This window comes from Crossiella sp. SN42 (assembly GCF_023897065.1).
In the GTDB taxonomy this organism is placed as follows: Bacteria; Actinomycetota; Actinomycetes; order Mycobacteriales; family Pseudonocardiaceae; genus Crossiella.
Map to the genome: position 1 here is coordinate 214,015 of NZ_JAMHIV010000007.1, position 25,540 is coordinate 239,554.

The 25,540-nt window shown below is 73.0% G+C and carries 27 protein-coding genes; 14 read left to right on the plus strand and 13 right to left on the minus strand.

The features are described from left to right. Positions 1 to 73 precede the first annotated feature (73 nt). From M8C13_RS10975 to M8C13_RS10995, 5 genes are all read left to right on the plus strand, one after another. Positions 74 to 1,069, plus strand: a complete 996-nt coding sequence (locus M8C13_RS10975) for an aldo/keto reductase (RefSeq protein ID WP_252480414.1) — start codon at positions 74 to 76, stop codon at positions 1,067 to 1,069. A 71-nt stretch (positions 1,070 to 1,140) separates the two neighbouring features. Beyond that, on the plus strand, positions 1,141 to 2,025 hold the full coding sequence (locus M8C13_RS10980) for an oxygenase MpaB family protein (protein ID WP_252480415.1): 885 nt from the start codon (positions 1,141 to 1,143) through the stop codon (positions 2,023 to 2,025). 40 nt (positions 2,026 to 2,065) lie between these two features. Then, entirely contained in the window at positions 2,066 to 3,172 is a 1,107-nt protein-coding gene (locus M8C13_RS10985) for a polyprenyl synthetase family protein (protein WP_252480416.1), read from the plus strand. Positions 3,173 to 3,213: 41 nt separating this feature from the next. Continuing rightward, the gene (gene crtI, locus M8C13_RS10990) at positions 3,214 to 4,683 is read left to right on the plus strand and encodes a phytoene desaturase family protein (RefSeq protein WP_252480417.1); all 1,470 of its coding nucleotides are present in this window, start codon (positions 3,214 to 3,216) and stop codon (positions 4,681 to 4,683) included. Between the two features lie 520 nt (positions 4,684 to 5,203). Then, complete coding sequence (locus M8C13_RS10995; protein WP_252480418.1) at positions 5,204 to 5,566, plus strand: hypothetical protein; 363 nt, start codon at positions 5,204 to 5,206, stop codon at positions 5,564 to 5,566. On the opposite strand, the gene M8C13_RS11000 is transcribed toward M8C13_RS10995, so the two are convergent. Next, entirely contained in the window at positions 5,481 to 5,972 is a 492-nt protein-coding gene (locus M8C13_RS11000) for a GNAT family N-acetyltransferase (RefSeq protein WP_308202787.1), read from the minus strand. The two genes, M8C13_RS10995 and M8C13_RS11000, sit on opposite strands and share 86 nt — an antisense overlap. Beyond that, positions 5,969 to 6,916, minus strand: coding sequence for a bifunctional helix-turn-helix transcriptional regulator/GNAT family N-acetyltransferase (locus tag M8C13_RS11005; protein ID WP_252480419.1), 948 nt, complete (start codon positions 6,914 to 6,916; stop codon positions 5,969 to 5,971). Before M8C13_RS11005 ends, M8C13_RS11000 begins: the two co-directional genes overlap by 4 nt. Before the next feature lie 119 nt (positions 6,917 to 7,035). Here M8C13_RS11005 and M8C13_RS11010 point away from each other — a divergent pair, with 119 nt between their 5' ends. The 5 genes from M8C13_RS11010 to M8C13_RS11030 all read left to right on the plus strand — a co-directional run bounded on the left by M8C13_RS11010 (position 7,036) and on the right by M8C13_RS11030 (position 13,186). Next, positions 7,036 to 8,082, plus strand: coding sequence for an aldo/keto reductase (locus M8C13_RS11010; protein WP_252480420.1), 1,047 nt, complete (start codon positions 7,036 to 7,038; stop codon positions 8,080 to 8,082). Positions 8,083 to 8,162: 80 nt separating this feature from the next. Further along, positions 8,163 to 9,002, plus strand: coding sequence for a class A beta-lactamase-related serine hydrolase (locus tag M8C13_RS11015; RefSeq protein WP_252480421.1), 840 nt, complete (start codon positions 8,163 to 8,165; stop codon positions 9,000 to 9,002). 37 nt (positions 9,003 to 9,039) lie between these two features. Beyond that, positions 9,040 to 10,542, plus strand: a complete 1,503-nt coding sequence (locus M8C13_RS11020) for an FAD-dependent oxidoreductase (protein ID WP_252480422.1) — start codon at positions 9,040 to 9,042, stop codon at positions 10,540 to 10,542. Positions 10,543 to 10,571: 29 nt separating this feature from the next. Then, complete coding sequence (locus M8C13_RS11025; protein WP_252480423.1) at positions 10,572 to 11,876, plus strand: NAD(P)/FAD-dependent oxidoreductase; 1,305 nt, start codon at positions 10,572 to 10,574, stop codon at positions 11,874 to 11,876. Further along, positions 11,870 to 13,186, plus strand: a complete 1,317-nt coding sequence (locus M8C13_RS11030; protein WP_374213051.1) for a cytochrome P450 — start codon at positions 11,870 to 11,872, stop codon at positions 13,184 to 13,186. The genes M8C13_RS11025 and M8C13_RS11030 overlap by 7 nt, the downstream gene beginning before the upstream one ends. On the opposite strand, the gene M8C13_RS11035 is transcribed toward M8C13_RS11030, so the two are convergent. Further along, a complete protein-coding gene (locus M8C13_RS11035; protein WP_252480425.1) occupies positions 13,170 to 13,808 on the minus strand; it encodes a UdgX family uracil-DNA binding protein in 639 nt (212 codons plus the stop codon). The two genes, M8C13_RS11030 and M8C13_RS11035, sit on opposite strands and share 17 nt — an antisense overlap. A 1-nt stretch (position 13,809) precedes the next feature. Then, positions 13,810 to 14,055, minus strand: a complete 246-nt coding sequence (locus tag M8C13_RS11040; protein ID WP_252480426.1) for a hypothetical protein — start codon at positions 14,053 to 14,055, stop codon at positions 13,810 to 13,812. A gap of 102 nt (positions 14,056 to 14,157) precedes the next feature. Here M8C13_RS11040 and M8C13_RS11045 point away from each other — a divergent pair, with 102 nt between their 5' ends. Beyond that, the gene (locus tag M8C13_RS11045) at positions 14,158 to 14,598 is read left to right on the plus strand and encodes a DUF4383 domain-containing protein (RefSeq protein ID WP_252480427.1); all 441 of its coding nucleotides are present in this window, start codon (positions 14,158 to 14,160) and stop codon (positions 14,596 to 14,598) included. Beyond that, positions 14,595 to 16,067: an aminotransferase class I/II-fold pyridoxal phosphate-dependent enzyme gene (locus tag M8C13_RS11050; protein WP_252480428.1), complete on the plus strand. Its 1,473-nt coding sequence runs from the start codon at positions 14,595 to 14,597 to the stop codon at positions 16,065 to 16,067. The genes M8C13_RS11045 and M8C13_RS11050 overlap by 4 nt, the downstream gene beginning before the upstream one ends. A gap of 1 nt (position 16,068) precedes the next feature. Here the strand turns inward: M8C13_RS11050 and M8C13_RS11055 are convergent, their stop codons facing one another. Continuing rightward, complete coding sequence (locus M8C13_RS11055) at positions 16,069 to 16,518, minus strand: DUF6328 family protein (RefSeq protein ID WP_252480429.1); 450 nt, start codon at positions 16,516 to 16,518, stop codon at positions 16,069 to 16,071. Between the two features lie 71 nt (positions 16,519 to 16,589). On the opposite strand from M8C13_RS11055, the gene M8C13_RS11060 reads away from it, so the two are divergent. After that, positions 16,590 to 17,189, plus strand: coding sequence for a flavodoxin family protein (locus tag M8C13_RS11060; RefSeq protein ID WP_252480430.1), 600 nt, complete (start codon positions 16,590 to 16,592; stop codon positions 17,187 to 17,189). A 1-nt stretch (position 17,190) separates the two neighbouring features. Here M8C13_RS11060 and M8C13_RS11065 read toward each other — a convergent pair whose 3' ends face one another. Then, positions 17,191 to 18,546 (minus strand): aldehyde dehydrogenase, encoded by a 1,356-nt coding sequence (locus tag M8C13_RS11065; protein ID WP_252480431.1) that lies wholly within the window; start codon positions 18,544 to 18,546, stop codon positions 17,191 to 17,193. 74 nt (positions 18,547 to 18,620) lie between these two features. On the opposite strand from M8C13_RS11065, the gene M8C13_RS11070 reads away from it, so the two are divergent. Beyond that, complete coding sequence (locus M8C13_RS11070) at positions 18,621 to 19,022, plus strand: ChaB family protein (protein WP_252480432.1); 402 nt, start codon at positions 18,621 to 18,623, stop codon at positions 19,020 to 19,022. 31 nt (positions 19,023 to 19,053) lie between these two features. Here M8C13_RS11070 and M8C13_RS11075 read toward each other — a convergent pair whose 3' ends face one another. Genes M8C13_RS11075 through M8C13_RS11105 form a run of 7 tightly spaced genes read right to left on the minus strand, consistent with a single transcriptional unit; the run spans position 19,054 to position 25,408 of the window. Then, positions 19,054 to 19,749, minus strand: a complete 696-nt coding sequence (locus M8C13_RS11075) for an SDR family oxidoreductase (RefSeq protein ID WP_252480433.1) — start codon at positions 19,747 to 19,749, stop codon at positions 19,054 to 19,056. 12 nt (positions 19,750 to 19,761) lie between these two features. Then, positions 19,762 to 21,084 (minus strand): D-glycero-beta-D-manno-heptose 1-phosphate adenylyltransferase, encoded by a 1,323-nt coding sequence (gene rfaE2 / locus M8C13_RS11080; RefSeq protein ID WP_252480434.1) that lies wholly within the window; start codon positions 21,082 to 21,084, stop codon positions 19,762 to 19,764. Then, positions 21,081 to 21,677, minus strand: a complete 597-nt coding sequence (locus M8C13_RS11085) for an SIS domain-containing protein (RefSeq protein WP_252480435.1) — start codon at positions 21,675 to 21,677, stop codon at positions 21,081 to 21,083. Before M8C13_RS11085 ends, rfaE2 begins: the two co-directional genes overlap by 4 nt. Next, positions 21,674 to 22,894, minus strand: a complete 1,221-nt coding sequence (locus M8C13_RS11090) for a glycosyltransferase (RefSeq protein ID WP_252480436.1) — start codon at positions 22,892 to 22,894, stop codon at positions 21,674 to 21,676. The genes M8C13_RS11085 and M8C13_RS11090 overlap by 4 nt, the downstream gene beginning before the upstream one ends. Beyond that, the gene (locus tag M8C13_RS11095; RefSeq protein WP_252480437.1) at positions 22,891 to 23,850 is read right to left on the minus strand and encodes a glycosyltransferase; all 960 of its coding nucleotides are present in this window, start codon (positions 23,848 to 23,850) and stop codon (positions 22,891 to 22,893) included. Before M8C13_RS11095 ends, M8C13_RS11090 begins: the two co-directional genes overlap by 4 nt. After that, positions 23,847 to 24,863 carry a glycosyltransferase family 9 protein gene (locus M8C13_RS11100; protein WP_252480438.1) on the minus strand — a complete coding sequence of 339 codons (1,017 nt, stop codon included), beginning with the start codon at positions 24,861 to 24,863 and terminating at the stop codon, positions 23,847 to 23,849. Before M8C13_RS11100 ends, M8C13_RS11095 begins: the two co-directional genes overlap by 4 nt. Beyond that, positions 24,860 to 25,408 (minus strand): HAD-IIIA family hydrolase, encoded by a 549-nt coding sequence (locus tag M8C13_RS11105; protein ID WP_252480439.1) that lies wholly within the window; start codon positions 25,406 to 25,408, stop codon positions 24,860 to 24,862. The genes M8C13_RS11100 and M8C13_RS11105 overlap by 4 nt, the downstream gene beginning before the upstream one ends. Between the last annotated feature and the right edge of the window lie 132 nt (positions 25,409 to 25,540).

The window sequence follows — 25,540 nt, forward strand, 5'->3', positions numbered from 1 at the left end:
CAAATCGCGGCGGGCGGGGCAGGCTCGTGGCAGCGGCACCACCGCCGCCGAACCGACCGGAGGAAGCAACACCATGATCACTCGTCCCCTTGGCGCCACCGGACCGGCGGTCGGCGCGCTCGGCCTGGGCTGCATGGGCATGTCGGACCTGTACGGCCCGGCCGACCGGTCCGAGGGCATCGCCACCATCCGCGCCGCCCTGGACGCGGGCGTGACCGTGCTGGACACCGGCGACTTCTACGGCATGGGCGACAACGAACTGCTCGTCGCCGAGGCGCTGCGCGGCCGGGACCGCGACCAGGCGGTCGTCAGCGTCAAGTTCGGCGCGCTGCGCGACGCCGACGGCGGCTGGCTCGGCTTCGACTGCCGCCCGGCCGCGGTGAAGAACTTCGCCGCCTACTCGCTGAAGCGGCTGGGCACCGACCACATCGACGTCTACCGCCCGGCCCGGCTCGACCCCGCGGTGCCGATCGAGGACACCATCGGCGCGATCGCCGAGCTGATCCAGGCCGGGCACGTGCGGCACATCGGGCTGTCCGAGGTCGGTCCGGAGACCCTGCGCCGGGCCGCCGCGGTACACCCGATCGTGGATCTGCAGATCGAGTACTCGCTGCTCTCCCGTGGCATCGAGGCGGAGATCCTGCCGGTCTGCCGCGAGCTGGGCATCGGCATCACCGCCTACGGGGTGCTCTCCAGGGGCCTGCTGTCCGGGCGCTGGTCGGCCGACCGGTCCATCCAGGCCGGGGACTTCCGTGGGCACAGTCCGCGGTTCGCGCCGGAGAACCTCGGGCACAACCTCGGTTTGGCCGAGGCGCTGGGCGCGGTGGCCGCGGCCAGGGGCGCCAGCACCGCGCAGGTGGCCATCGCCTGGGTGGCGCACCAGGGGCAGGACATCGTGCCACTGGTGGGCGCGCGCAGCCGGGAGCGGCTGGCCGAGGCCCTTGGCGCGCTCGACCTGGAACTGTCCGATGTGGACCTCGAGGCGATCGAGCGCGCGGTGCCCGCGGACTCCGCCGCCGGTCCCAGGTATCCGGAACCGCTGATGGCGCATCTGGACAGCGAGCGGTGACCCCGGATCGGCCCATGTCGCCCACTGGGGCGGGTGAGCGATGATGGGGACTCCCCCTGGAGGAGTCAGCCATGACCGCACCTGGTCCCGGATCGCTGCACTGGCGTTACTCGGGTGACCGCCGCTCGCTGCTGCTGCTCGGCCGGGTCGGCCTGCTGGAGCTGATGTTCCCGGCACTGGGCGCCGGCGTGGTGCAGCACTCGGCGTTCTACACCGAGCCGTGGGCCCGGACGCTGCGGTCGATCCCGCAGATCGCCGGGGTGGTCTACGACGGTCCGGCCGCCGAGGACACCGCGCGTGGCATCCGGGAGCTCCACCACGGCATCACCGGCCACGACGAGCAGGGGCGGCGGTACCACGCGCTGGATCCGGAGGTGTGGTTCTGGGCGCACGCGACCATGCTCGACGTGGTGCTCCAGACCGCGGAGGTCTTCGACCGGCCGTTGACCGAGGCGGAGCGGGAGCAGCTGTACGCGGAGTCCCTGGTGGCCTATCGGCGGTACGGGGTGAGCGATCGTCCGGTGCCGAAGGACTGGGCGGAGTTCAAGGCGTACTTCGACCGGGTGTGCGCCGAGCAGCTGGAGCTGACTCCGGCGGCGCGGGCGCTGCTGCGGTTCGTGGAGCGGCCGGAGACGATGCCGCAGCCGTGGTTGCCCGCGCCGTTGTGGCGGTTGGTCGCGCCGCTGGTCGGCCGGGTGCTGTGGTTCCTCACCAGGGCGCTGCTGCCGCCGGTGGTGCGGGTGAGGATCGGCGCGTCCTGGCGGCCGGTGGACGAGCGCCGGTTTCGCCGGTTCGCGGCGGTGGTAGCCCGGCTCTGGCCGTTTCTGCCGTACCGGCTCCGCTACATCCCGAGGGCGCGGGCTGCCTTCGCCCGGGTCGGTGGACACGACCGGCAGTCTTGGCGTCGTCGCAGGTCAGCGCCGTTCGCGGATGCGCGTTCCGGAGGTGGCGGCTAGCGTCGCCAGGCGGGAGACGCGGCGAGCGGAGGAGGGGGACTTGCCTGTCGAACAGGTGGTGTTCGCTGCGGAGCTCACCGAGGCCGGGCTGGAGCCGGCCATCGAGGAGTTCCTCCGAGCGCGCGGCGACAGCGATGTGCGCGGCGGTGTCGATCCGATGCTGGTGCGGGCCCTGACCGAGCTCGCGCTGGCCGGGGGCAAGCGGATCCGGCCCGCCTTCGCCTGGTGGGGCTGGCGGGCCGCCGGTGGCGACCCGGCCGGGGAGCGCGCCGACTCGGTGGTGCGGGCGCTGGTGGCGCTGGAACTGCTGCAGTGCAGCGCGCTGGTGCACGACGACGTGATGGACCGGTCCTCCACCCGGCGTGGGCGGCCCGCGGCGCACGTGGTGTTCGCGGGGCGGCACCGCTCGGCCGGGTGGTCGGGTTGTGCGGAGCGCTTCGGCGATGGCGTGGGGATCCTGATCGGGGACCTGGCGCTGGCCTGGGCCGATGACGCGCTGGTCAGCTCAGGGGTCAGCCACGACATGTTGCGGCGGGCCTGGCAGCCGTGGCAGGCGATGCGCAGCGAGATGGTGGCCGGTCAGTACCTGGACCTGCGGGCGCATGCCAAGGGCGAGGACTCGTTGCCCGCGTTGTTGCGGGTGGCGCGGTTGAAGACGGCGAGCTACACCATCGAGCGGCCGTTGCAGCTGGGCGCCGAGCTGGCCGGGGCGCCCGCGCCGATGGTGCGGCAGCTGCGGGCGTTCGGGCGTTCGCTGGGGGTGGCCTTCCAGCTGCGTGATGACCTGCTGGGGGTCTTCGGCGATCCGGCGGTCACCGGCAAACCGGTCGGGGACGACCTGCGGGAGGGCAAGCGGACTCCGCTGCTGGTGCTGGGCGCGCAGCTGGCCGAGCGGGCCGGGCGGGCGGCGGTGGCCGAGCTACTGGGCGGAATCCTTGCCGGGGGCGGGAATGCCGTGGTGGATGAGTCCACTGTGGACCGGGTTCGGCTGGCGCTGACCGAGGTCGGCGCGGTGGCGGCGGTGGAGCGGATGATCACCGAGCACACCGCGGCCGCGCTGGCGGCGCTGGCCGCGGCGGACCTTGGTGCGGGCCCGTCCGGGCAACTGGGTACGTTGGCCAGGGTGCTGACCGGACGCGACCACTGACCGGGTGGTGGCGGCCGGGTGAGGCGAACGGAGCGCGGACCATGCGGCGGGTGACCGGACGGAGCGACCACGTCCTGGTCGTCGGCGGTGGGTTGGCCGGGTTGTCAGCGGCGTTGCACCTGCGGGGCAGCGGCCGCGAGGTGACCGTGGTGGAGCGCGAGCCGCACCCGGGCGGCCGGGCCGGACGGCTGGACGTGGACGGGTTCCGGCTGGACACCGGGCCGACCGTGCTGACCATGCCGGAGCTGGTCGAGGAGGCGTTGCACGCGGTCGGGGACTCGCTGGAGCGGCGGCTGGAGCTGTTGCCGCTGCACCCGGCCTACCGGGCGCGGTTCGCCGACGGCAGCAGCGTGGACGTGCACACCGGGGCCGAGGCGATGGCCGAGGAGGTGCGGCGGTTCGCCGGTCCGGCGGAGGCGCAGGGGTACCTGCGGCTGCGGGAGTGGCTGGGCCGGATGTACGCGGTGGAGCGGGACCGGTTCATCGGCGCGAACTTCGACTCCCCGCTGGACCTGGTCGGCTCCTCGCTGGCGAAGCTGGTGGCACTGGGCGGCTTCGGCAGGCTGGGCCCGGCGGTGGGCCGGTTCATCCGGGACCCGCGGCTGCAAAGGGTGTTCTCCTTCCAGTCGCTCTACGCCGGGGTGCCGCCACAGCGGGCACTGGCCGCCTACGCGGTGATCGCCTACATGGACACCGTGGCCGGGGTGTGGTTCCCGCGCGGCGGTATGCGGGCCCTGCCCCAAGCCATGGCCGAAGCCGCCGCGGCCGCCGGGGTGCGGTTCCGCTACGGCGAGACCGTGGAGTCCCTGGAGGGCAGGGCGGGCCGGGTGCTGGCCGCGCACACCGCCACCGACCGGATCACCTGTGACGCGGTGGTGCTGACCACCGACCTCACCGAGACCTACGAACTGCTCGGCCACCGCCCCCGACGACCGGTCCCGCTGCGCTGGTCCCCCTCAGCGGTGGTGGTGCACCTGGCCGCTGACAAGGCTTCCCCGGACCTCGCGCACCACACGATCAGCTTCGGCGCGGCGTGGGAGCAGACCTTCGCCGAGATCACCGACGGCGGGCAACTGATGTCCGACCCGTCCCTGCTGCTCACCACCCCGTCCCTCACCGACCCCACCCTCGCGCCCCCCGGCCGGACCGGCCACTACCTGCTCGCCCCGTGCCCGAACCTGGCCGCCGCACCGCTGGACTGGGACCGGCTGGGCCCGCGCTACGCCGAGGAGATCGTGACCGTGCTGGCCAAGCGCGGCCTGCTACCCGACCAGGCCGCGGTGACCCGCCTGGCCCTGGTGACCCCGGCGGACTGGGCACGACAGGGCCTGTCCGCGGGCACCCCGTTCGCGCTGGCGCACACCTTCGCCCAGACCGGCCCGTTCCGGCCGGGGAACCTGCCCCGGGCGTTCGCGAACGTGGTGCTGGCCGGGGCGGGCACCACGCCGGGGGTGGGGATTCCACCGGTGCTGATCTCCGGGCGGCTGGCGGCCCAGCGGATCACGGGCTGAGGCCGTCGCCGCGACACAGCGCCCAAACAGCCACCCGACGGCAGCCGGGCGGTCCCCGCGACGGGGCGACTGCACGGTGGCGGAGCGGGGCGAGGCGGCGGCGAACGGCATGCACGGCGACCGGGCGGCACAGCGACAGGGCGGCACAGCGGCGGGGCGGCGGGGCGGCGGGGCGGCGGCGAGCAGGATGGCCGCGGCTTCAGGCCGAGGACGCGGGCGACCTGACCTGGGTTGCCAGGCGCCGGAGCGGGTGATGGGGCGGGGCGGTCGGCGGCCCGGCGGCCTGCGCGGCGATGGGGCGACAGCGGTCGGGGTGGCGCGCCAAAGGCGGCTTGCGCGGCGGCGGCGCGGTGGGAGGACGGAGCTGGGCGGGGGCGCGGCGGCGACAACCAGGCGGCCCGACCCTGCGACGGACGGATGGGCGGGCTGCTGGTTGGCGCGATGGCGCTGAACCCATCGCTTTGAGCGTTTGCTCAACTTGTGCTTAGAATTGAGCATCCGCTCAACCCTGGGGGTCATCATGGACGTGCTCGCCTGCCGGACCAGCCGGGTGCTCGCGTTGAGCCCGCCGCGCTGGCTGTGGCGGTTGACCGGGCTGGCGATCGGGGTGTCGATGACCACTGGCGTGTTGATGTCCCTCGCCATTGGTCCGGCCAGCCCGTTCTTGCTCGGGGTCGCGTTGCTGGCGTTTCTGCCGCTGGCCGCGCGGCATACCTGGCTGCTTGGCGGGCTTTGTCTGCTGGTCGGCGTGGTTCAGGTTGTGGTGGGTCTGGTTCCGTTCCTGATCCTCTACGCCGTCAGTGGCGGGGTGCTGATCCTGGTGGGGCTGCTGGGTTTCCTGGCGCGGGGACCGGTAGCAGGAACTCCGGGCGGGTCCAGGTGACCCGGGGCGGGCTTGGGGGCAGCAGCCGGAGTTGTTGTGCGCCTTGGCGGCGGTAGAAGTCGGCGGCCGGGGGGTGGGAGACGATGCGCACCGCGGTCAGGCCCCGCTCCCCCGCCACCGCGAGCATGTGCCGGATCAGGAGTCTGCCCAAGCCCAGGCCCTGCGCGTGGTCGGCGACGAAGAGCAGGTCGAGCTCCGGTGGATCTGGGATCAGGCGGTAGAAGCCCAGGGGTTCGGTGCCGCGTCGGGCGACGTAGGTGGGGGCGGAGGTCAGGTTGGCTGGGGTGAGCTGGTAGGCGTGCAGGATTGAGGCGTACTCGCCTTGGTAGGCCGAGGAGTTGTGCATCATCGCGGTCAGCTCGTCGGCCTGGGCGGGGTCGGCGGGGTGGATGTGCGGGGTACTCACCTTGGCAGGGTAGGCGTGCGGACCGGCAGGGGGCGGGTCCAGGTTTGGCCGATGAGGTCCTTGCCGAAGCTGTGGTGGGGTTCTTCGGCGACCAGCTCGAAGCCCGCGGCTTGGTAGATCTTGCGGGCGGCGCCGAGGATGTCGTTGGTCCACAAGGTGATCTGCGTGTAGCCGGCGCGTTCGGCGAAGCGCAGGCATTCCTCGACCAGGCGGGAGCCGATGCCCAGGCCGCGCGCGGAGGGCTCGACCAACAGGAGGCGCAGGCGGGCGGTTTCGGCGTTCTCGGCGACGCAGAAGACGCAGCCGACGGGCTCGCCGTTGACCTCGGCGATCCAGGCGGATTCCCTTGCTGGGTCGTGGTTTCCGGCGTAGTCGGCGACGATTTTGGCGACCAGGGTTTCGTAGGTGTGGTCCCAGCCGAACTGTTCGGCGTAGCGCACCGCGTTGCGGTTGATGACCCAGCCGTAGTCGCCGGGGTTCGGGGCGCGCAGGACCACCGTGGGCGGGCGGGAACGCGTGGGTTCGAGGACCTCGCGGATGGTGTTCATCGCTTCGGTCAGGCGGCGCTGGTCGGGTTCGGCGAGGGTGGCGAGCAGGTCGCGGACCTGGTCGGCGGAGCGGGTGTCCAGGTCGGTGTGCACGGCGCGGCCGCGCTCGGTCAGGCGCAGCACCTGGCGGCGGGCGTCAGTCGCTGACTTCTCCTTGACCAGGAGGCCGTCGGCGGCGAAGCGGGCCACGATCCGGCTCAGGTAGCCGGCATCCAGGGCCAGGTCGCGGCGCAGGTCGGCGACGTCGGTGGCCTCCTGCTGGCCCAGCTCGAAGAGCACTCTGGCCTCGGTGAGGGTGTACGGGGTGCGCAGCAGGCCCTCGTCCAGCACGCCCAGCTGAGCCGTGTAGCACCGGGTGAAGGCCCGGATGGCGGCGATTCGCTGTTTCGTGGTCATCGTTGCCCCAGTCTGCCAAGTCATTGACTCAGGCAAAAGTATCATGAGGGCTTGACCTGGAGTTCGCTCCAGCACCTAGGGTCCGCCCCGAAGATCACCACTACTGGGGAGCAGGACTTATGCGTTACCGCACGCTTGGCGGCACCGGGATCGAGGTCAGCGTCCACTGTCTGGGCGCGATGATGTTCGGCATGGTCGGCAACACCGACCACGAGGACAGCGCCCGGATCATCCACACCGCCCTGGACGCGGGCATCAACTTCGTCGACACCGCCGACATGTACTCCAGGGGCGAGTCCGAGGAGATCGTCGGCAAGGCCCTGGCAGGCCGCCGCGACGAGGTGGTGCTGGCGACCAAGGTGCACTTCCCGATGGGCGAGGGGCCCAACCGGGGCGGCAACTCCCGGCGCTGGATCACCCGCGCGGTGGAGGACAGCCTGCGGCGGCTGCGCACCGACTGGATCGACCTCTACCAGGTGCACCGGCCCGACCACACCACCGACATCGAGGAGACCCTGGCCGCGCTGACCGACCTGGTCCGCCAGGGCAAGGTGCGCGCCATCGGCTGCTCCTCCTTCCCCGCCCAGGACATCGCCGAGGCCCACCACGTGGCCGAACGCCGGGGCCTGTACCGCTTCCGCACCGAGCAGCCGCCCTACAACCTGCTCGCCCGCGGCGTGGAGACCCACCAGCTGCCCACCGCGCAGCGCTACGGCATGGGCACGTTGACCTACAGTCCGCTGGCCAACGGCTTCCTCTCCGGCAAGGTCCGCAAGGACCAGCCGGTGGACCTGACCACCGGGCGGCCCGCGCTGACCCCGTTCCGCTTCGACGCCTCGCTGCCGGAGAACGCGGCCAAGTTCGACGCGCTGGAGAAGCTGACCGAGCTGGCCGCGGACCTCGGGGTGCCGCTGGCGCAGCTGGCGGTGGCCTTCCCGGCCGCGCACCCCGCGGTGACCTCGGTGATCATCGGGCCGCGCACCATGGAACAGCTGACCTCGCTGCTGGCCGGCGTCGAGCTGGAGCTGGACGACGCGACGCTGGACCGGATCGACGAGATCGTGCCGCCGGGCACCGACCTGTACCGGGCGGACGGGGCCTGGCAGCCGCCGTCGCTGGCCGCGTCGCGCCGTCGCCGCCCGATCGGTGAGCGCGCGGCTGCCTGAACGGGCGACGAGGGTGGTCGCTTCAGGAACCCTGTGGTTTCACACTGCAACCACCCTCACCCGATCGGCGTCATTCGGGCATGCGAGTACGACTATGGCTGCCGTTGGCGCTGGTCGCCGTGGTGGCCACCACGGTGGTGCTGACCACCTCCTTCGGCCGGGACCCGTGGCGCACCGACTGCGCCGGGCCGCTGGTGGCGCCCAAAGCGGCCAGCGGTTCGGCCGCCGCGGTGCAGGCGGCGGTGGCGGCCTCGGCCAAGGGCGCCACGGTCGGCTACGAGGTCCTCGACCTGTCGGCCTGCCGGGTGGTGGCCGGGGTCAACGCCCAGCAGCGCTTCGCCGCGGCCTCGGTGGTCAAGCTGCTGATCGCGCTGGACGCGCTGGACCGGCAGGGCGAGCAGGCCGAGGAGCGGGTGGCGCGGATGCTCTCGGTCAGCGACGACGCCACGGCCAGCGCGCTGTGGACGGCGGGCGGCGGGCCGGAGATCGTCAAGCGGGTCGCGGGCAAGCTCCAGCTGGGCGGGGTGCGGCCGCCGGAGCGGGCCGGGCAGTGGGGCGACACCCAGGTCACCGCGCACGACGTGGCGCTGGTCTACCGGCACATCTCCGCCACGGAGACCAAGGACCGCCGCCGGTTGCTGACCTCGGCGATGGCCGAGGCGCCGCGGACCGCCGCGGACGGGTTCGACCAGCACTTCGGCATCCCGGACGGGCTGCCGGGCAGCCGGTGGGCGATCAAGCAGGGCTGGGGCAGCAGCGGGGAGCGCACCGTGCTGCACAGCACCGGCCTGGTCGGCGGCGACCGGCAGTACGCGGTGGTGCTGCTGACCAGTTGGCCGCTGGGCATGGACCGGATGGTCGCGGGCCGGGCGTTGACCGCGGGCGCCGGACGGGTGAGCGAGCCCGCCGCGGCGCACTGACCTGGTTGCCCGGCCCGCAGGCGGGTATCTGGGGGCCATGGCCAACGTCTCCTACTGGATCTCCAGCACCCCTGCCGTCGTCGCCGACCGCCCTGAGCTGCCCGAGCAGGCCGACGTGGTGGTGCTCGGCGCCGGTATCGCCGGGACCACGACCGCCTACCTGCTCAAGCAGCTGGGCCTGCGGGTCGCGCTCATCGAGGCCGGGGACCTGGCCGCGGGAGTCACCGGGCACACCACGGCCAAGGTGACCGTGCAGCACGGGCCGGTGCACCAGCGGTTGCGCCGGTCCTTCAACGCCGAGACCGCGACCTCGCACGCCCGCGCGCAGACCGCGGCGCTGGAGTGGCTGGCGGCCACCTCGGCGCGGCTGGGCATCGACTGCGAGCTCACCCGCTGCGCCAACGTGCTCTACACCGAGCAGCCGGGCAGTGTGCCGACGCTGCGCGCGGAGGCCGAGGCGGCGGTCGCGGCCGGGCTGCCCTCGGCCTTCGCCGAGGACACCGACCTGCCGTTCCCGGTGGCCGGTGCGGTGCGGCTGGCCGACCAGGCCAAGTTCCACCCGCGGAAGTGGCTGCTCGGGCTGGCCGCGCTGATTCCCGGGGACGGCTGCTCGGTGCACACCGGGGTGCGGGCGCTGGCGCTGACCGAGGGCGACCCGTGCGTGGTGACCACCACCGAGGGCCGGATCAGGGCCGAGCACGTGGTGGTGGCCACGCACTACCCGATCTTCGACCGGGGCGCCTTCTTCCCCAGGCTGCAACCGCGCCGGGACCTGGTGGTGGCCGGGCCGGGCGAAGGGCCGCCGGGGATGTACCTGGATGTGGACACCGCGCACTCGGTGCGCACCGCGCCGCTGCCCGGTGGCGGGGAGTTGCTCATCGTCGGCGGCGAGGGCCACCTGGTCGACGAGGGCGAGAACACCGGGGAGCGGTTCGAGCGGCTGGCCGAGTGGGCGCGGGAACGGTTGGGGCTCACCGAGATCCGCTACCGGTGGATGGCGCACGACCTGTCCACTCCGGACGGTCTGCCCTACATCGGCCGGTTCCACCCGTTCACCAAGAAGGTGTGGGTGGCCACCGGGTTCGGGCACTGGGGCATGACCAACGGCACCCTGGCCGGGCTGATCCTGCGCGACCTGATCTCCGGGGTGGCCAACCCGCACGCGGCGCTGTTCGACCCGCTGCGCACCACCCTGGCCCAGTCCGCGCCGAAGTTCGTCAAGACCAACGCGCACGTGGCCGCCCGGCTGGTCGGCGACCGGTTCGCCGCCGCCACCGCGGGCGGGGTGGACCAGCTGGCCGAGGGGCAGGCCGTGGTGACCACGGTCGGCACCAAGGCGGTGGCCGCCTACCGCAAGCCCGGCGGCGAGCTGTGCGCCCTCGGCGCGCGCTGCACCCACCTGGGCTGCCTGGTGGCCTTCAACGACGGCGAGCAGACCTGGGACTGCCCCTGCCACGGCTCCCGGTTCGCCCTGGACGGCTCGGTCATCCAGGGTCCGGCGGTGCGGCCCCTGCCGAAGGTGGACCTCGGGGACGGGTGAAGCCGGCGGCGGGTGGGTATCCGGGGCGGGTGACTGCCACCAGACATCGAGTCGTCATCGTCGGCGGGGGCTTCGGCGGGCTGGCCGCGGCACGGACGCTGCGCAAGTCCGATGTGGACGTCATCCTCGTCGACCGGATGAACCACCACCTGTTCCAGCCACTGCTCTACCAGGTGGCCACCGCGCTGCTCTCCCCCGGCGACATCGCCCCCGCGCTGCGCGACGTGCTGCGCTCCCAGCGCAACGCCCGGGTCGTGCTGGGCACCGCGACCGAGCTGGACGCGCAGGCCCGCACGGTGACCGTGGAGCTGCCGGACTGCCGCCAGGAGGTCCTGGCCTACGACAGCCTGGTGGTCGCCGCCGGGTCCGCGGACAGCTACTTCGGCCACGAGGAGTGGCGGGAGGTGGCGCTGCCGATGAAGACCCTCTCCGACGCGGTCCGGCTGCGCTCCCGGCTGCTCACCGCCTTCGAGAACGCCGCCAACGCCAAGGACCCGGCCGAGCGGGCGCGCTGGCTGACCATCGCGATCGTCGGCGCCGGGCCGACCGGGGTGGAGCTGGCCGGGCAGGTGGCCGCGATGGCCAGGCGCAGCCTGCGCAACCAGTTCCGCGACATCGACCCGGCCTCGGCCAGGGTGGTGCTGATCGACGCGGTGGACACCGTGCTGCCACCCTTCGCCGAGCCGCTGCGCGAACACACCAAGAAGACCCTGGGCAAGCTCGGCGTCGAGATCATGCTCGGCAAGATGGTCGCCGACGTGGACCAGGAGGGCGTGTTGTTGCGCGCCAAGGACAACAGCGAGTCCCGGCTGGCCGCGCGCACGGTGATCTGGGCGGCCGGGGTGAAACCGGCGGCCTTCGCCGACCAGCTGGCCAAGGCCACCGGCGTGGAGACGGACAAGAAGGGCAAGATCAAGGTGCGGCCGGACTGCTCCCTGCCCGGCCACCCCGAGCTCTTCGCCGTCGGCGACCTGGCCAACCTGGACGACCTGCCCGGACTGGCCGCCCCCGCGATCCAGCAGGGCGAGCACGTCGGCGAAGTGATCAAGGCCAGGCTGGGTGAGCGGACCCCGCCGCCTGCGTTCCGCTACCGGGACCGCGGCACCATGGCCACCGTCTCCCCCGGCGACGCCGTGGCCGACGTGCGCGGGCTCAAGCTGCGCGGCCTGATCGGCAAGGCGGCCTGGCTCGCGGTGCACCTGGCCTTCCTGGTCGGCTGGCGCAACCGGATCTCGGTGCTGGCCGAATGGGGCTGGCTGCTGGCCACCGGCCGCCGCTCCCAGCGGATCATCCTGGAGGCCGCCGACGAGGGCATGGTGCGGAGGAAGTGTTGACCACCACCGAGAAGCGCTCACTGAGCCGACTATCCACTGTGGACACCGCGAAGGTGGTCGCCAAGGTGCTGCTGCCGATCCTGGCCCGCGGCGCGGTGATCCGCCGCCCGCGCGCGGTGGCGCTGGCGCAGCGGCTGGACCTGGACCGGCGGGCGGTGCGGCTGCTGACCCGGTTGCGCGAGCGCTACGGCGACGCGCCACTGCGGCTGCGCCTGCCCGGCCGGGACCTGGTGCTGCCACTGGACTCCTCCGACGCGCACGAGGCGCTGGCCCGCTCCCCGGAGCCGTTCAGCCCGGCCAGCCTGGAGAAGCGGCACGCCCTCGGGCAGTTCCAGCCGGAGGGCCTGCTGATCTCCCCCGCCGAGCAGCGGGCGCACCGGCGGGAGTTCACCGAGGACGTGCTGGCCACGCCCTATCCGGTGCACCCGCAGGCCGCCGACTTCACCGCGATCGTGGCCCAGACGGTCAAACCCCTGCTCTCCCAGCCGGAACTGGACTGGCCTGCCTTCACCCGGCAGTGGTGGCGGCTGGTGCGCCAGGTGGTGCTGGGCACCGCCGCCGCCGGGGACGACCTGATCACCGACCGGCTCTTCGCGTTGCGCCGGGCCGGGAACTGGGGCTGGCTGCACCCCAGGGAGACCAAGCACCGGGAGATGTTCCTGCGGCACCTGCGCGGCGCGATCGACCGGGCCCAGCCGGGCAGCCTGGCCGCGCGGATCGCGGAGAACCACCCCGGCCCGGACATCCATCCCGAGTCGCAGGTGGCGCACTGGCTGTTCGCCTTCGACGCGGCCGGGGTCGCGGTCTTCCGCACGCTGGCGCTGTTGGCCACCCACCCGGAGCAGGAGACCAAGGCGCTGGCCGAGTCCGCCGGGTCTGCCCCGGACAGCTTCTGGGAGCTGCCCTACCTGCGTGGCTGCGTGCAGGAGTCGCTGCGGCTGTGGCCGACCACACCGCTGATCCTGCGTGAGTCCACAGTGGACACCACCCTCGGTGGGCACGAGATCGGCAAGGGCGCCACGGTGATCCTGTTCGCGCCCTACCTGCACCGCAACCCGGCCGGGTTCACCCCGGAGATCTGGCAGGACGGCACCGCGCACTTCCACGGCGCGCTGGTGCCCTTCAGCGACGGCCCCGCGGTCTGCCCCGGCCGCAACCTGGTGCTGCTGCTGACCACCCAGGTGCTGGCCACCCTGCGCCGTGAGCACAAGATCGGGCTGTTGACCAGGGCGCGCCTGCGGCCGGGGCGCAGGCTGCCCAGCGTGCTGGACCACTTCGCGCTGCGCTTCGCCCTCACCCGGCGCGACTGAGCGCGGCCGCGGCCACCTTCAGGTCCTGCACCAGCGCGGCGTAGGCGGCCTCGCGGTCGGGCGCGCGCAGCACCGCCGACGGGTGCTGGGTGGCCAGCACCCGTGCGGACAGCGGGAACTCCTCGGGCAGTTCGAGCAGCTCGCCGCGGTGCGCGGTGAGCCGGAAGGCCGCGCCCAGGACCGACTGGGCGGCGGTGGCGCCCAGGCAGACCACCAGGTCCGGGCGCACCGCGCCGAGCTCGGCCACCAGCCACGGCCGGCAGGCCACCACCTCGGAGCGGGTGGGCTTCTGGTGGATGCGGCGCTTGCCGCGGGCGTCGCGCTGGAACTTGAAGTGCTTGACCGCGTTGGTGACATAGGCGGTGGCGCGGTCGATCCCGGCCTCGACGAGTGCCTTGTCCAGCAGGCGTCCGGCCGGTCCGACGAAGGGTTCGCCGGCCTTGTCCTCCTGGTCGCCGGGCTGTTCGCCGATGAACATCACCCGGCCATGGGCGGGGCCGTCGCCGAAGACGGCCTGGGTGGCCTCGCGGTAGAGGTCGCAGCCGCGGCAGCCCTGCACCGCGGTGCGCAGTTCGTCGAGTCCGGCGTCCTCGGGCGGGTTGGCTCCCGGGTGCTTGGCCATCTCAGCTGCTCTCCCGTTTCTCCAGGCCCACCGCGAGCCGCAGCTCCCTGGCGTCCTGTGCCTGGTCCTGCCGGTTCATCAGGTCGGAGAGGGCGTCGGCGATCGCGTTGAGCTTCTGCTGGGTGGCCTCATCGGAGCGGGTCTGGGTGTTCTGCAGCAGGGCCACCAGCTTGGTGGCGAACCGGTCGAGGAAGGAGGGGCGCGTGCCCGCCTCACTGGGCATGACCGCGCCGGCGTGCTCGCTCATGGCCTCGGATTCCCCTACTCGGGTGCCTTCAACCGCCGTTTGCCGCAGGCGGCATCGGGTAGCCGGAGCCATTGGCGCAATCTCTCTCGCGAGGTGAGAACCATGGCACAAGCGGTGACCAGCCGGCCGGTGCGCACCGCGGTGCAGGCCGCGGCGGTGCTGGTGGCGATCGTGTTCGTGGCCGTCGGCGTGCTCGGCTTCGTCCCGGGGGTGACCACCAACTTCGACGACCTGCTGGTGGCCGGTCACCACTCGCAGGCGTTGCTGCTGGGCGTGTTCGCGGTCTCGGTGCTGCACAACATCGTGCACCTGATCTTCGGCGTGGCCGGGCTGCTGCTGGCCCGCACCCCCGGTGGCGCGCGCGGCTTCCTGATCGGCGGCGGTGTGGTCTACCTGGCGCTGTGGGTCTACGGGCTGGTGGTGGACAAGAACAGCCCGCTGAACTTCGTGCCGCTCAACACCGCCGATGACTGGCTGCACCTGGGCCTGGGGCTGGGCATGATCGCCCTGGGCGCGCTGCTGGCCCCGAAGGTGGTGCGATGAGCAAGCCGGACCACTCCCGCGCGCCGGTCCTGGAGGCGATGGCCGCCCACCGGGAACGCAACCCGATGACCTTCATCCCGCCCGGCCACAAACAGGGCAGGGGCGTGGATCCCCGGGTCCTGGAGGTGATGGGCCGGGACGTCTTCGCCGCCGACATCATCATGATGAACGGCATCGACGACCGGCGGATGAGCCAGGAGATCCTGACCCAGGCCGAGGAGCTGATGGCCGATGCGGTGGATGCCGACCTGGCCTACTTCTCCACCTGCGGCAGCTCGCTGTCGGTCAAGGCCTGCATCATCACCGTGGCCGGTCCCGGCGAGCAGCTGCTGATCTCGCGCAACGCGCACAAGTCGGTGATCGCCGGGCTGATCATCAGCGGCGTGCGCCCGGTGTGGGTGCACCCGCGCTGGGACCCGGAGTGGCAGCTGGCGCATCCGCCCGGCCCGGAGGCGGTGGCCGAAGCCTTTCGCCAGGCTCCGGATGCCAAGGGCATGCTGCTGATCACCCCGACCGACTACGGCACCTGCGCGGCGATCAAGGACACCGCGGACCTGTGCCACCAGCACGGCAAGCCGCTGATCGTGGACGAGGCCTGGGGCGCGCACCTGCCCTTCCACCCCGACCTGCCCAGCTGGGCGATGGACGCCGGCGCGGACCTGTGCGTGACCAGCGTGCACAAGATGGGCGCGGGCCTGGAACAGGGCTCGGTGTACCACCTGCAAGGCGACCGGGTCGATCCGAAAGTCCTTGCCGCGCGGGCGGATCTGCTGAACACGACCAGCCCGTCGGCGCTGATCTTCGCTGGCTTGGACGGCTGGCGGCGGCAGATGCACGAGCACGGACACGCCTTGCTGGACAAGGCGATCACGCTGTCGGCCGAGACCAGGAAACGACTTGAGGCGTTGCGCGGGGTGCGGGTGATGGGCCGGGCGGAGTTCGTCGGCCCCGGCCGTGCCGACGACCAGGACCCGCTCAAGCTGGTCATCGACCTGCGGGAGCTGGGCATCAGCGGCTACACCGCCTCGGAGTGGTTGCGGGAGAACCGGAACGTGGAGGTCGGGCTGGCCGACCACCGCCGGTTCGCCGCGCAGCTGACCGTGGCCGACGACCAGCGCAGCGCGGACATCCTGGTCTCCTCGGTGCGGGCGCTGGTGGAGGCCAGCGAGGACCTGCCAAGGGCCAAGCCGATCGACCTGCCCGCGCCGGGTGAGCTGGAGCTGGAACAGGTGCAGCTGCCCAGGGACGCCTTCTTCGGGCCGTGCGAGGACGTGCCCGCGGAGCAGGCGGCCGGGCGGATCGCCGCGGAGACGATCAGCCCGTACCCGCCGGGTGTGCCCGCGGTGCTGCCGGGCGAGCGGATCACCCAGGACGTGGTGGACTACCTGCGCACCGGGCTGGACGCGGGCATGTACATCCCGGACTCCGCCGACCCGGAGCTCAAGACCTTCCGGGTCACCGCGCGGTAGGTCAGCGATGCCGCAGCGGGATCAGGAACCACAGTGAGCCGAAACCGATCGCGGCGGCCACGCCGAGCGCGATACCCGCCCAGCCACCCATGATCATCTCGCCGAGCAGGAGCACCGTGCCGGTCAGCGCGATCGCCAGCGCCGCCAGACCGAGCACGGTGAACCTGTTGGCGGAGTTGATGATCCGCTCTCGCTTGCCGCGCCGGAACAGCACCCGGTGCCAGGCGGCCGGTGCGGTCAGTAAAGCGACCGCGGCCCCGGCGAAGAGGATGGTGACCAGGTGGGTGACCCGGATCTCGATGCCGACCTCGGTGTAACGCTCGGTGAAGGTGATCGACAGCAGGAATCCGAACAGGATCTGCACGCCGGCCTGGGCCACGCGTAGTTCCTGGAGAAGCTCGTTGAGGTTGCGGTCCAACCGCTCCTCGGGATCAGCCTCCGGCACGCTCATGCCAGGTCAGTACCCGGTTCTTGCATGGGCAAATCCAGGTTTGCCCCGGTCAGCGGGGGTACTCCGGGCGCATGCGAGCTGTTGTCCTCAACTGCACCCTGAAGAAGTCACCGGAGACCTCCAACACCGAGCGGCTGGCCGACGTGGTGGTCAGCGCCCTGCGGGAGAAAGACGTCGAGGTCGAGGTGGTGCGGGTGGTCGACCACCGCGTCTCCCCCGGCGTCAAGACCGACATGGGTGGCGACGACGAGTGGCCGGGCATCCACGACAAACTGCTGGCCGCCGACATCCTGGTGGTGGCCACCCCGACCTGGGTGGGCCGCCCCTCCAGCATCGCGCAGCGGGTGCTGGAGCGGATGGACGCGATGATCTCCGAGACCGACGACCAGGAACGACCGGTGGCCTACAACCGGGTGGCCGGGGTGGTGGTGACCGGCAACGAGGACGGCGCGCACCACGTGATCAGCGAGATCAGCGGCGGGCTGGCCGACATCGGCTACACCATCCCCGGCCAGGCCTGGACCTACTGGAACCGCGGCCCCGGCCCCGGACCGTCCTATTCGGACACCGAGGAAGGCCACCAGTGGTCGCACGACACCGCGCGCACCATGGCGGCCAACCTGGTCGCGGTGGCCAAGGCGCTGCGGGTGACGCCGATCCCGGCGGGCTGAGTCAGGCCAGCCGCGCGGGCTCGGTGTGCACGACCTTCATGGTGACCAGCTCATCCAGCAGCTCCGGTCCGTAGCCGAAGCCGTCGCCGCTGGCCCCGCGCGGCTGGGCCGCCCCGCCGGGCGCGCCGCCGAAGACCGCGTTCACCTTCACCGTGCCGACCGGCAGCTCCCGCCAGGCCAGCTGGGCGTTGGCCATGTCACCGGTGAGCACGGTGGCGGCCAGGCCGTAGCGGTCGCCGGCGGCCAGGCCCACGGCCTCGGCGAAGGTGTCCACGACCCGGATCGGCGCGATGGGGCCGAAGGTCTCCTCGGTGAGCACCGCGAGCTCGTCGGCGCAGCCGGTGAGCACGGTGGCCGGGTAGAACGCGCCGGGTCCTGCGGGGATCTCGCCGCCGGTGAGCGGGGTGGCCCCGGCGTTGACCGCCTCGCTGACGTGGGCATGTACGTGGTCGCGGTGCCGCCGGTCCACCAGGGGCTGTTCCGTTGGCCAGTTCTGGGCCTGTTTGACCAGCTCGTCCTGGAAGCGGTCGGCGAGGTCCCGGTGCAGGTAGATCCGCTCCACCGAGGTGCAGATCTGGCCCTGGTTGGTGAAGGCGCCGATGGCGGCCTGTTCGGCGGCCCAGGCCGGGTCGACGTCGCGGTCCACGATCAGCGCGTCGTTGCCGCCGTTCTCCAGCAGCAACTTGGCCCCGGTGACCGCGGCCTCGCGGGCGATCACCCGGCCCGCGGCGGTGCCGCCGACGTGGGCGATGACATCAACCCCGGCGCGCACCAGGGCCGCGCCGGTGCCGGCATCGCCGACCACGGTGGTCAGCACGCTCTCGGGCAGGCAGCCGGTGAGGAGGTCGCCGAGCAGGGCGCCGGTGTGCGGGCAGCGTTCGCTGGGCTTGTGCAGCACCGCGTTGCCGGTGACCAGGCCCGCGCCGAGCAGGCCGCAGGCCACCGCGACCGGGTCGTTCCACGGGGTCAGGGCCAGCAGCACGCCCCGGGGTTCGGGCACGGTGAAGTCGGTGGCGCCCCACTGGCCCAGCAGGGTGCGGCCGCCGCGCAGCGGGCCCAGCTCGGCGTACTGCACCAGGGTGGCAGCCCCGGCCTCGATGCCGCCGAGGGCCTGCTCCAGCGGGCGGCCGGTCTCGGCGCGCTGCACGGCGGCCAGTTCCTCGGCACGGGCGCGCAGGGCCGCGGCCGCGGTGTGCAGCGCGGCGCCGCGGTCGGCCGGGCTGGTGCGGGCCCAGGCGTGCTGGGCGGCGCGGGCCGCGGCGACCGCCTCGGCGACCTGCTGGGGGCCGGCGGCGGGCAGGGTGCCGACGAGGGCGTCGTCCAGGGGGCTGTGAATGCTCAGCTGGGGCGGGGTCATGCGCCCCGGTTACCCGGCCGCGCGGCTGTTTCACCTGCACGGGGAGGGGAATCCCCAGGGTGGAGGTGATGATCATGCCCGGCAGGCAGGAGCTGCCCAGCACGCTGGAGCGATCGCCGAAGAAGGCCCAGGAGACCTGGATCAAGGCGCACGACTCGGCGGTGGAGACCTATGGCGAGGGAGAGCGGGCGCATCGCACCGCGTTCTCGGCGCTGAAGCACTCCTTCGAGAAGGTCGGCGACCATTGGGAGCCGAAAAAGAAGAAGGGGCCTTCGGATCAGCAGGCCAAGCGCAAGGCGGGTTCGAAGAGCGTGGGCACGCACGAGGGTGTGGATGCCAACGCCAGCAAGGAGCACCTGTACTCGGTGGCCAAGAAGCTGGACATCGCCGGTCGGTCCAGCATGACCAAGCCGCAGCTGGTCGAGGCGATCAAGAAGGCCAACAACCGCAAGACCGCCAAGGCCCGGGGCGAGTAGACCCCGGGCCTGAGCGAAGGAGGAGGAACCGTCACGGCCAGGACGGTTCCTCCTCGTGGCACACCACCAGTTCGCGCAGCTGGCAGCCCGCGGGCTGGCGCAGCGCGAACAGCACGGTGTCGGCGACCCGTTCCGGCGGGTTGAGCTTGCTGTCATCGGCCGGGCGGTACTGCTCGGTGCGGGAGTCGAAGAACCGGGTGCGCATGCCGCCGGGCACCAGCAAGGTCACCCCGACCTGGCCCGCGGTCTCCATGGCCAGCGCGCGGGTGAAGCCGACCACGCCGAACTTCGAGGCGCAGTAGGCGGTGGCGTCACCGGCCACCCGCAGGCCGAGGGTGGAGGCCACGGTGACCACCCGGCCCCGGCTCACCTTGAGGTACGGCAGGGCCGCGCGCACCACGGCCGCGGTGCCGAACAGGTTGACCCGCACCACCCTTTCCCAGTCCATTGTGGACACCTCATCGAGCGGTCCGCAGCTGTCGATGCCGGCGGCGGTGACCACGCCGTCGAGTCCGCCCGCGCGTTCGGCGAGCTGGGTCACGGCGTGTTCGGCGGCCGCGGTGTCGGTCAGGTCCACGGTCAGGGCGTCCTTGGCCGGGATGTCCGCGGCCGGGGTGTCCTTGTCCAGCACCAGTGCGGTGCCCCCGGCCTCGTGCACGGCGCGCACCACGGCCGCGCCGAGTCCGGACGCGCCGCCGGTGACCAGGATGACGCCTACCTCGTTCACTGGTTCTCCTTCTCAGCTCAGTCGGTCCAGGGCGGTTACCAGCCTGCTGGTGGAGCGGCCGGGGTGGTAGGGCACGACCACGGTGCGGCCGCCCCAGCCGCGCAGCAGCCCGGCCTCGGGCAGGGTGTCGGCGTTGTAGTCGGCGCCCTTGACCCAGATGTCGGGGCGCAGCCGCCGCAGCGCGGCCTCCGGGGTGTTCTCCTCGAAGACCACCACGGCGTCCACACTGGAGAGTGCGCGCAGCAGCTCGGCGCGTTCCCTGGCCGGGTTGACCGGGCGGCCGGAGCCCTTGAGGCGGCGCACCGACTCATCGGAGTTCAGGCACACCACCAGGCAGTCGCCGAGGCGGCGGGCGGCGGCGAGCATGCGCACGTGCCCGGCGTGCAGCAGGTCGAAGCAGCCGCCGGTGGCCACCACGGTGCCGCCCTTGGCCCGCACCGAGCGCAGCAGTCCGTCCACAGTGGACTCACGGTCCGGCGGTGGCGTGCCGAAACCGGCCGCGCCGCCCCTGGCCAGGAAGTCGGCGGCCTGCTCGACCGCGGCGGCCACCGCCTCGTCCACCGCGGCGCCGCGCCGCAGCGCGCAGGCGGCGGTGGCGGCGAAGCGGTCGCCCGCGCCGCAGGGGTCCAGCGCGGTGATCTCGGGGGCGGGCACGGCGACCGGGGTGCCGCCGTGCTCCAGCAGCGCGCCACCGGCGCCGAGGGTGACCACCACCGCGCCGGCCCGCCAGCGTTGGCGCAGCAGCGCGGCCGCGGCGTACTCATCCGGCGCGCCGGTGGCGGCCAGGGCCTCGGCCCGGTTGGGGGTGGCCAGGCGGACGCCGGGCACCGGATCCGGGCCACGCGGGTGCGGGTCCCAGACCACCGGGATCCGGCTGGCGCGGCTGGCCAGCAGCTCGCGCAGGCGTTCATCGGCGGCCAGGCCGCGGCCGTAGTCGGAGACCAGCACGGCGGTGGCCCCGGCGACCGCCTCCAGCATCTCCTCGGTGACCTCCGGGCGGGCGCTGTGGCCGTAGTCCAGGCGGGCCAGGGATCGGCCGTCGGCGCGCAGTCTCGCTTTCACCGTGGTGGTTCCGGGCAGTTCACCGGCCACTGTGGACACTCCGTGCAGGGCGGCGCGCAGCCGGTCGGCCTCGGCGTCGCGGGCCAGCGCGGTGACCAGGGTGACCGGTTCGCCGTCGGCGGCGGCCAGGCTGGCGGCCAGTGCCGCGCCGCCGGGGCGGTCGCGCCGGTCGTCGAGGTCGAGCACGGGTGCGGGGGCGTCGGGGCAGAGCCGGTCGGCCCGGCCGTCGAGGTCCACATCCAGCAGCGAGTCGCCGAGGACGACCAGGCTCATGACACCCTCCTGCGCGCAAGTGTGTCCATTGTGGACAGTTCGGCTTCGAAGGCGGTGCACAGCAGGTGCACCAGCACCAGCTGGGCCTCCTGCACGTTGGGGCTGGGCCCGTCCAGGGCCAGGGTCTCATCGGCGATTTCGGCCAGCGGGTTGGGCGCGGGGCCGGTGCAGGCCCAGCTGGTGGCGCCTGCCTCGCGGGCGGCTTCGGCGGCGCGCACCAGGTTGGGGCTGCGGCCGCTGGTGGACAGCAGCACCACGATGTCCAGTGGCCCGGCGTGCGCGCGCACCTGGCGGGCGAAGACCTCCTCGTAGCCGTAGTCGTTGCCGATGGCGGTGACCGAGGAGGACTCCGCGCACAGCGCGATCGCGGAGAAGGGCCTGCGGTCCTCGCGGAAGCGGCCGACCAGCTCCGCGGTGAGGTGCTGGGCCTCGGCCGCCGAGCCGCCGTTGCCCGCGGCCAGCAGCCGGTGCCCGCCGCTGAGCCGGTGCGCCAGCACCCGGCCCCAGCGGCGCAGCAGCGGTTCGTGCTGCCGCAGGTTCTCCAGGGTCTGGTGCAGGCCGTCGAGGTGGCCGCCGATCAGCTCGCCGCTCATCGCCCCTCCCCCACGACCGCGCCCTCGGCCGCGCCGACCCTGGTGATCCGCTGGTAGGCGCGCACGGTGTCGGCGGCGATCCGGTCCCAGCCGTAGCGGGCGGTGACCCGGTCGTTGCCCGCCACGCCGAGAGCCTGGGCGAAGGCGGGGTCGCCGGTGACCTGGCGGATCGCCTTGGCCAGCGCCTCGGGTTCCCGCGGTGGCACCAGCACGCCGGTGACGCCGTCGACCACGGTGTCGGTGAGGCCGCCGACCGCGGTGGCGATCACCGGCCGGGCGCAGCTCATCGCCTCCAGCGGCACGATGCCGAAGGGCTCGTACCAGGGCGCGCAGACCACGGCGTCGGCCGAGCGCAGCAGCGGCGGCATGTCCTTGCGCGCCACCTGTCCCAGCAGCACCACGCGGTCGGCCACGCCGTGCCGTTGCGCGTGCGCGCGCAGCCGCCTGGCCTCCGCGTCGTGCTCCAGGTCGCCCTCGGCGGGCCCGCCCGCGATGACCAGCTCGACATCGGGGGTGGCCACCAGCGCGCTGATGATGAGGTCAAAACCCTTGCGTGGCACCAGTCTGCCCACCGAGACCAGGCGTTTGCGGTGGTTGCGCGGGGCGGCCGGGCCGAACTGGTCGAACAGGTCCAGGTCGACCCCGCAGGGCACCACCGAGATCCGGGCCCTGGGCACGCCGAGGCGGACCAGCTCGAAGACCTCGTCGGAGCAGGTGGCGATGACCCGGTCGGCGGCCCGGCCGACCACGCGTTCGATGCCGATGCGTTCCGGCGGGCTGCTGTCGGCGCTGCCCTGGTGGCGGCGCTTGACCACGCCGAGGGCGTGGAAGGTCTGGGCCAGCGGCAGTTTCAGGTCGCGGGCGGCCAGCTCACCGGCCAGGCCGGACATCCAGAAGTGCGCGTGCGCCACCTCGGGCCGCTCGTGCGCCCAGTGCCCGCGCAGCCGCCTGGCGAAATCGCCCATGTGCGGCAGCAGCTCGTCCTTGGGCAGCTGGCGGGCCGGTCCGGCGTCGATGTGCACCACGGTGTAGCCGGGTTCGACCTCGACCCGCTCGGGCAGGTCCGGAGCGTCGCGGCGGGTGTAGACGCTCACTTCATGTCCGCGCCGGGTCAGTGCGGCCGAGAGCTCGGCCACGTGCAGGTTCTGACCGCCCGCGTCGACTTCACCGAGCACGGCCAGCGGGCTGGCGTGCTCGGAGATCATGGCGATCTTCATCGGGTCACCTCCGTCAAGATGTGGTCCCAGTGGTCGACGAAGGCCGTCAACCCGTGGTGTGCCAGAACGTGTTCGCGCGCGCCCGCGCCGAGCTCGCGGGCCATCGCCGGATCCGCGGTCAGCGCGCGCAGCGCTGCCACCAGGTCCTCGACCCTGGTGGAGAGCACCCCCGCGGTGGGTGGCACCGCGCGCGGCGCCTCGGTCACGGCCAGGGCGAGCACCGGCATACCCAGGTGCATCGCCTCCAGCATCGCCAGGCCGAGTGAGGTCCAGCGGTAGGGGTGCAGGTAGACCCGGCGCAGGGCGAGCTGGGCGTGCAGGTCCGCGGTGGCCAGGTCGCCGCAGGCAGTGAGCCGGTCGGGGCCGAGGCCGAGGTGCTCGCCCAGGCCGTCCAGGCCCATGCCGAAGACGTCCAGGGGCGCGGCGGCGGCGAAGCGGGGCAACAGGTCGGTGCCGGCCACCCGGCCGCGCCGGATGGGTTCGTTGACCACCACCCCGGCGTGCGGGAGCTCGCCGGTGTAGCGGTGGCCGGGGTCGGGCACGCCGTGCTCGATCACCACCGTCGGAGTGGTGCCGCAGTCCCAGATGAGGTCGTTGAAGTGGGTGACGTGCGCCAGCAGCAGTTCCGGGTGGTCGGCCAGCGGGTGCCTGGCCTCGCGCACGGCCATCGGCGGGGTGTTGTGCTCGACGTAGATCGCGGGCAGGTCCTTGCCGGGGGTGCGGCCCAGCCAGCGGCTGACCAGCTCGATCTCCTCGGCCCGTTGCAGGACAACCACATCGACCTCGGTGTTGATCAGCTCCTGCACCGGGACCTCGGTGGCGTTGGGCCAGTCCCGCCCGGCCAGGCCGAGTCCCCATTCGCCGCCCACGGGCAGGCGCGGGATGAGGTAGTCGTGCTTGCCGCGGACGAAGGAGTTCAGCCAGCCGCCGTGCACGTGCCAGATGAGTACCCTCACACCGTCACCCCCAGCAGGCTGCGCACCGCCTCGGCCACCGCGGTGGCCGGCACGCCGTCCAGGCACGGGTGGCCGGGCACCGGGCACACCCTGGCCCTGCTGTCCCGGCACGGCGCCCACTGGTCGCCCAGCAGCACGTGCGGGCCGTGCGGGGCCCAGCGGACCGCGGGCACCACCGGCGCGAACAGCGAGACCACCGGGGTGCCGACCGCGGCGGCCAGGTGCGCGGGCCCGGTGTTGCCGACCACGACCGCGGCGGCGCCGGCCAGCACCCCGGCGAGCTCGGCGAAACTGGTGCGCCCGCCCAGGTCCACCGCGTGCGCCCCGGCGACCTCGGCGGTCAGCGCGGTCTCGCCGGGCCCGCCGGTGACCACCACCCGGTGGCCGTCGCGGACCAGCTCGGCCACCGCTTCGGCGCAGCGGTGCGGCGGCCAGCTGCGGGCGGGCACCGAGGCGCCGGGGTGCAGCACGACGTAGCCGGGCGGGCCGGTCAGCTCACAGGTGTCCGGGTAGCCGGTGATCGCCGGCCGTCCGTCATCGCCGGGTGGCAGCGGGAATCCGGCCGCGGCGGCGATGGCCAGCGCGCGGTCGGCCTCCGGCTGGTCCTCGGCCAGGTCCTGCCCTGGGCGCAGCCGGATGTCCAGCAGCGAGCCGGGATAGTCCACCGAGGCGGCGGTGAGGTGTGCGATCCCGGCCAGCCGCAGGGCCAGCGCGGTGGGCAGCGGCGACTGGTGGAAGGAGGTCAGGATGATGCCGCGGTCGCAGCCGAGCTCGCGCACGGTGGCCACCAGCGTGCTGAAGTCCGCGGGGCGCAACGGTTCCGGCTCGGGGTCGATCCACGGGCAGTGCCAGGTGAGCACAGTGGACACTCCCGGCAGCAGGCGGGCGGCCTGCGCGCCGCGCGGTCCGCACAGCAGCGCCACCTCCGCGGTGTGCGCGACCGCCCGGATCGCCGGTCCGGCCAGCAGCACGTCGCCCTCACTGTCCAACCGGCACACCAGCACCCTGCTCATCGCCGGACCTCCGCGGGCAGCAACAACTCCAGCGCGGCGGTCAGGTCCGGTGCGACCACCGGGGCGTTGCGGATCTCATGCGGAAGGGTGACCGGGGTGGGCACCAGGATCCCGTGCGCCCCTGCGGCTTGCGCGGCCTGCACATCGGAGCCGATGTCGCCGATCACCACGGTGGCGCAGGGCGGCACGCCGAGCTCGGCGCAGGCGGCCAGCACCATGCCCGGCCGGGGTTTGCGGCAGCGGCAGCCCGCCAGCGGCCCGTGTGGACAGACCTGCCAGGTGTCGAAGGGCCCCAGCAGCTCCACCATCCGCCGGTGCACGGCCGCGACCTGGGCCAGGGACAACAGTCCTCGTGCGACACCGGACTGGTTGGTCACCACACCGGTGCGCACGCCCCTGGCGCGCAGCGCGGCCACTGCCTCGGCGGCGCCGGGCATGGGCGTCACCAACTCGGGATCCCCGTTGTACGGGACATCCCGGACAAGAGTGCCGTCCCGGTCGAAGAGCACCAGACCGGGCCAGGCGGAGTGCACGATTCCGCTCACGTGGCGAGGCTTGCCGGGCGAAGAGGTACTAAACACTTCTCCGAGAAACGCTACTCAGCGTGACATCGGGGGGCGTGTAGGGCGGTCGGACCCGGGTACACCAACCCCGAACCCCCCGTTTTGTGAGGAGGC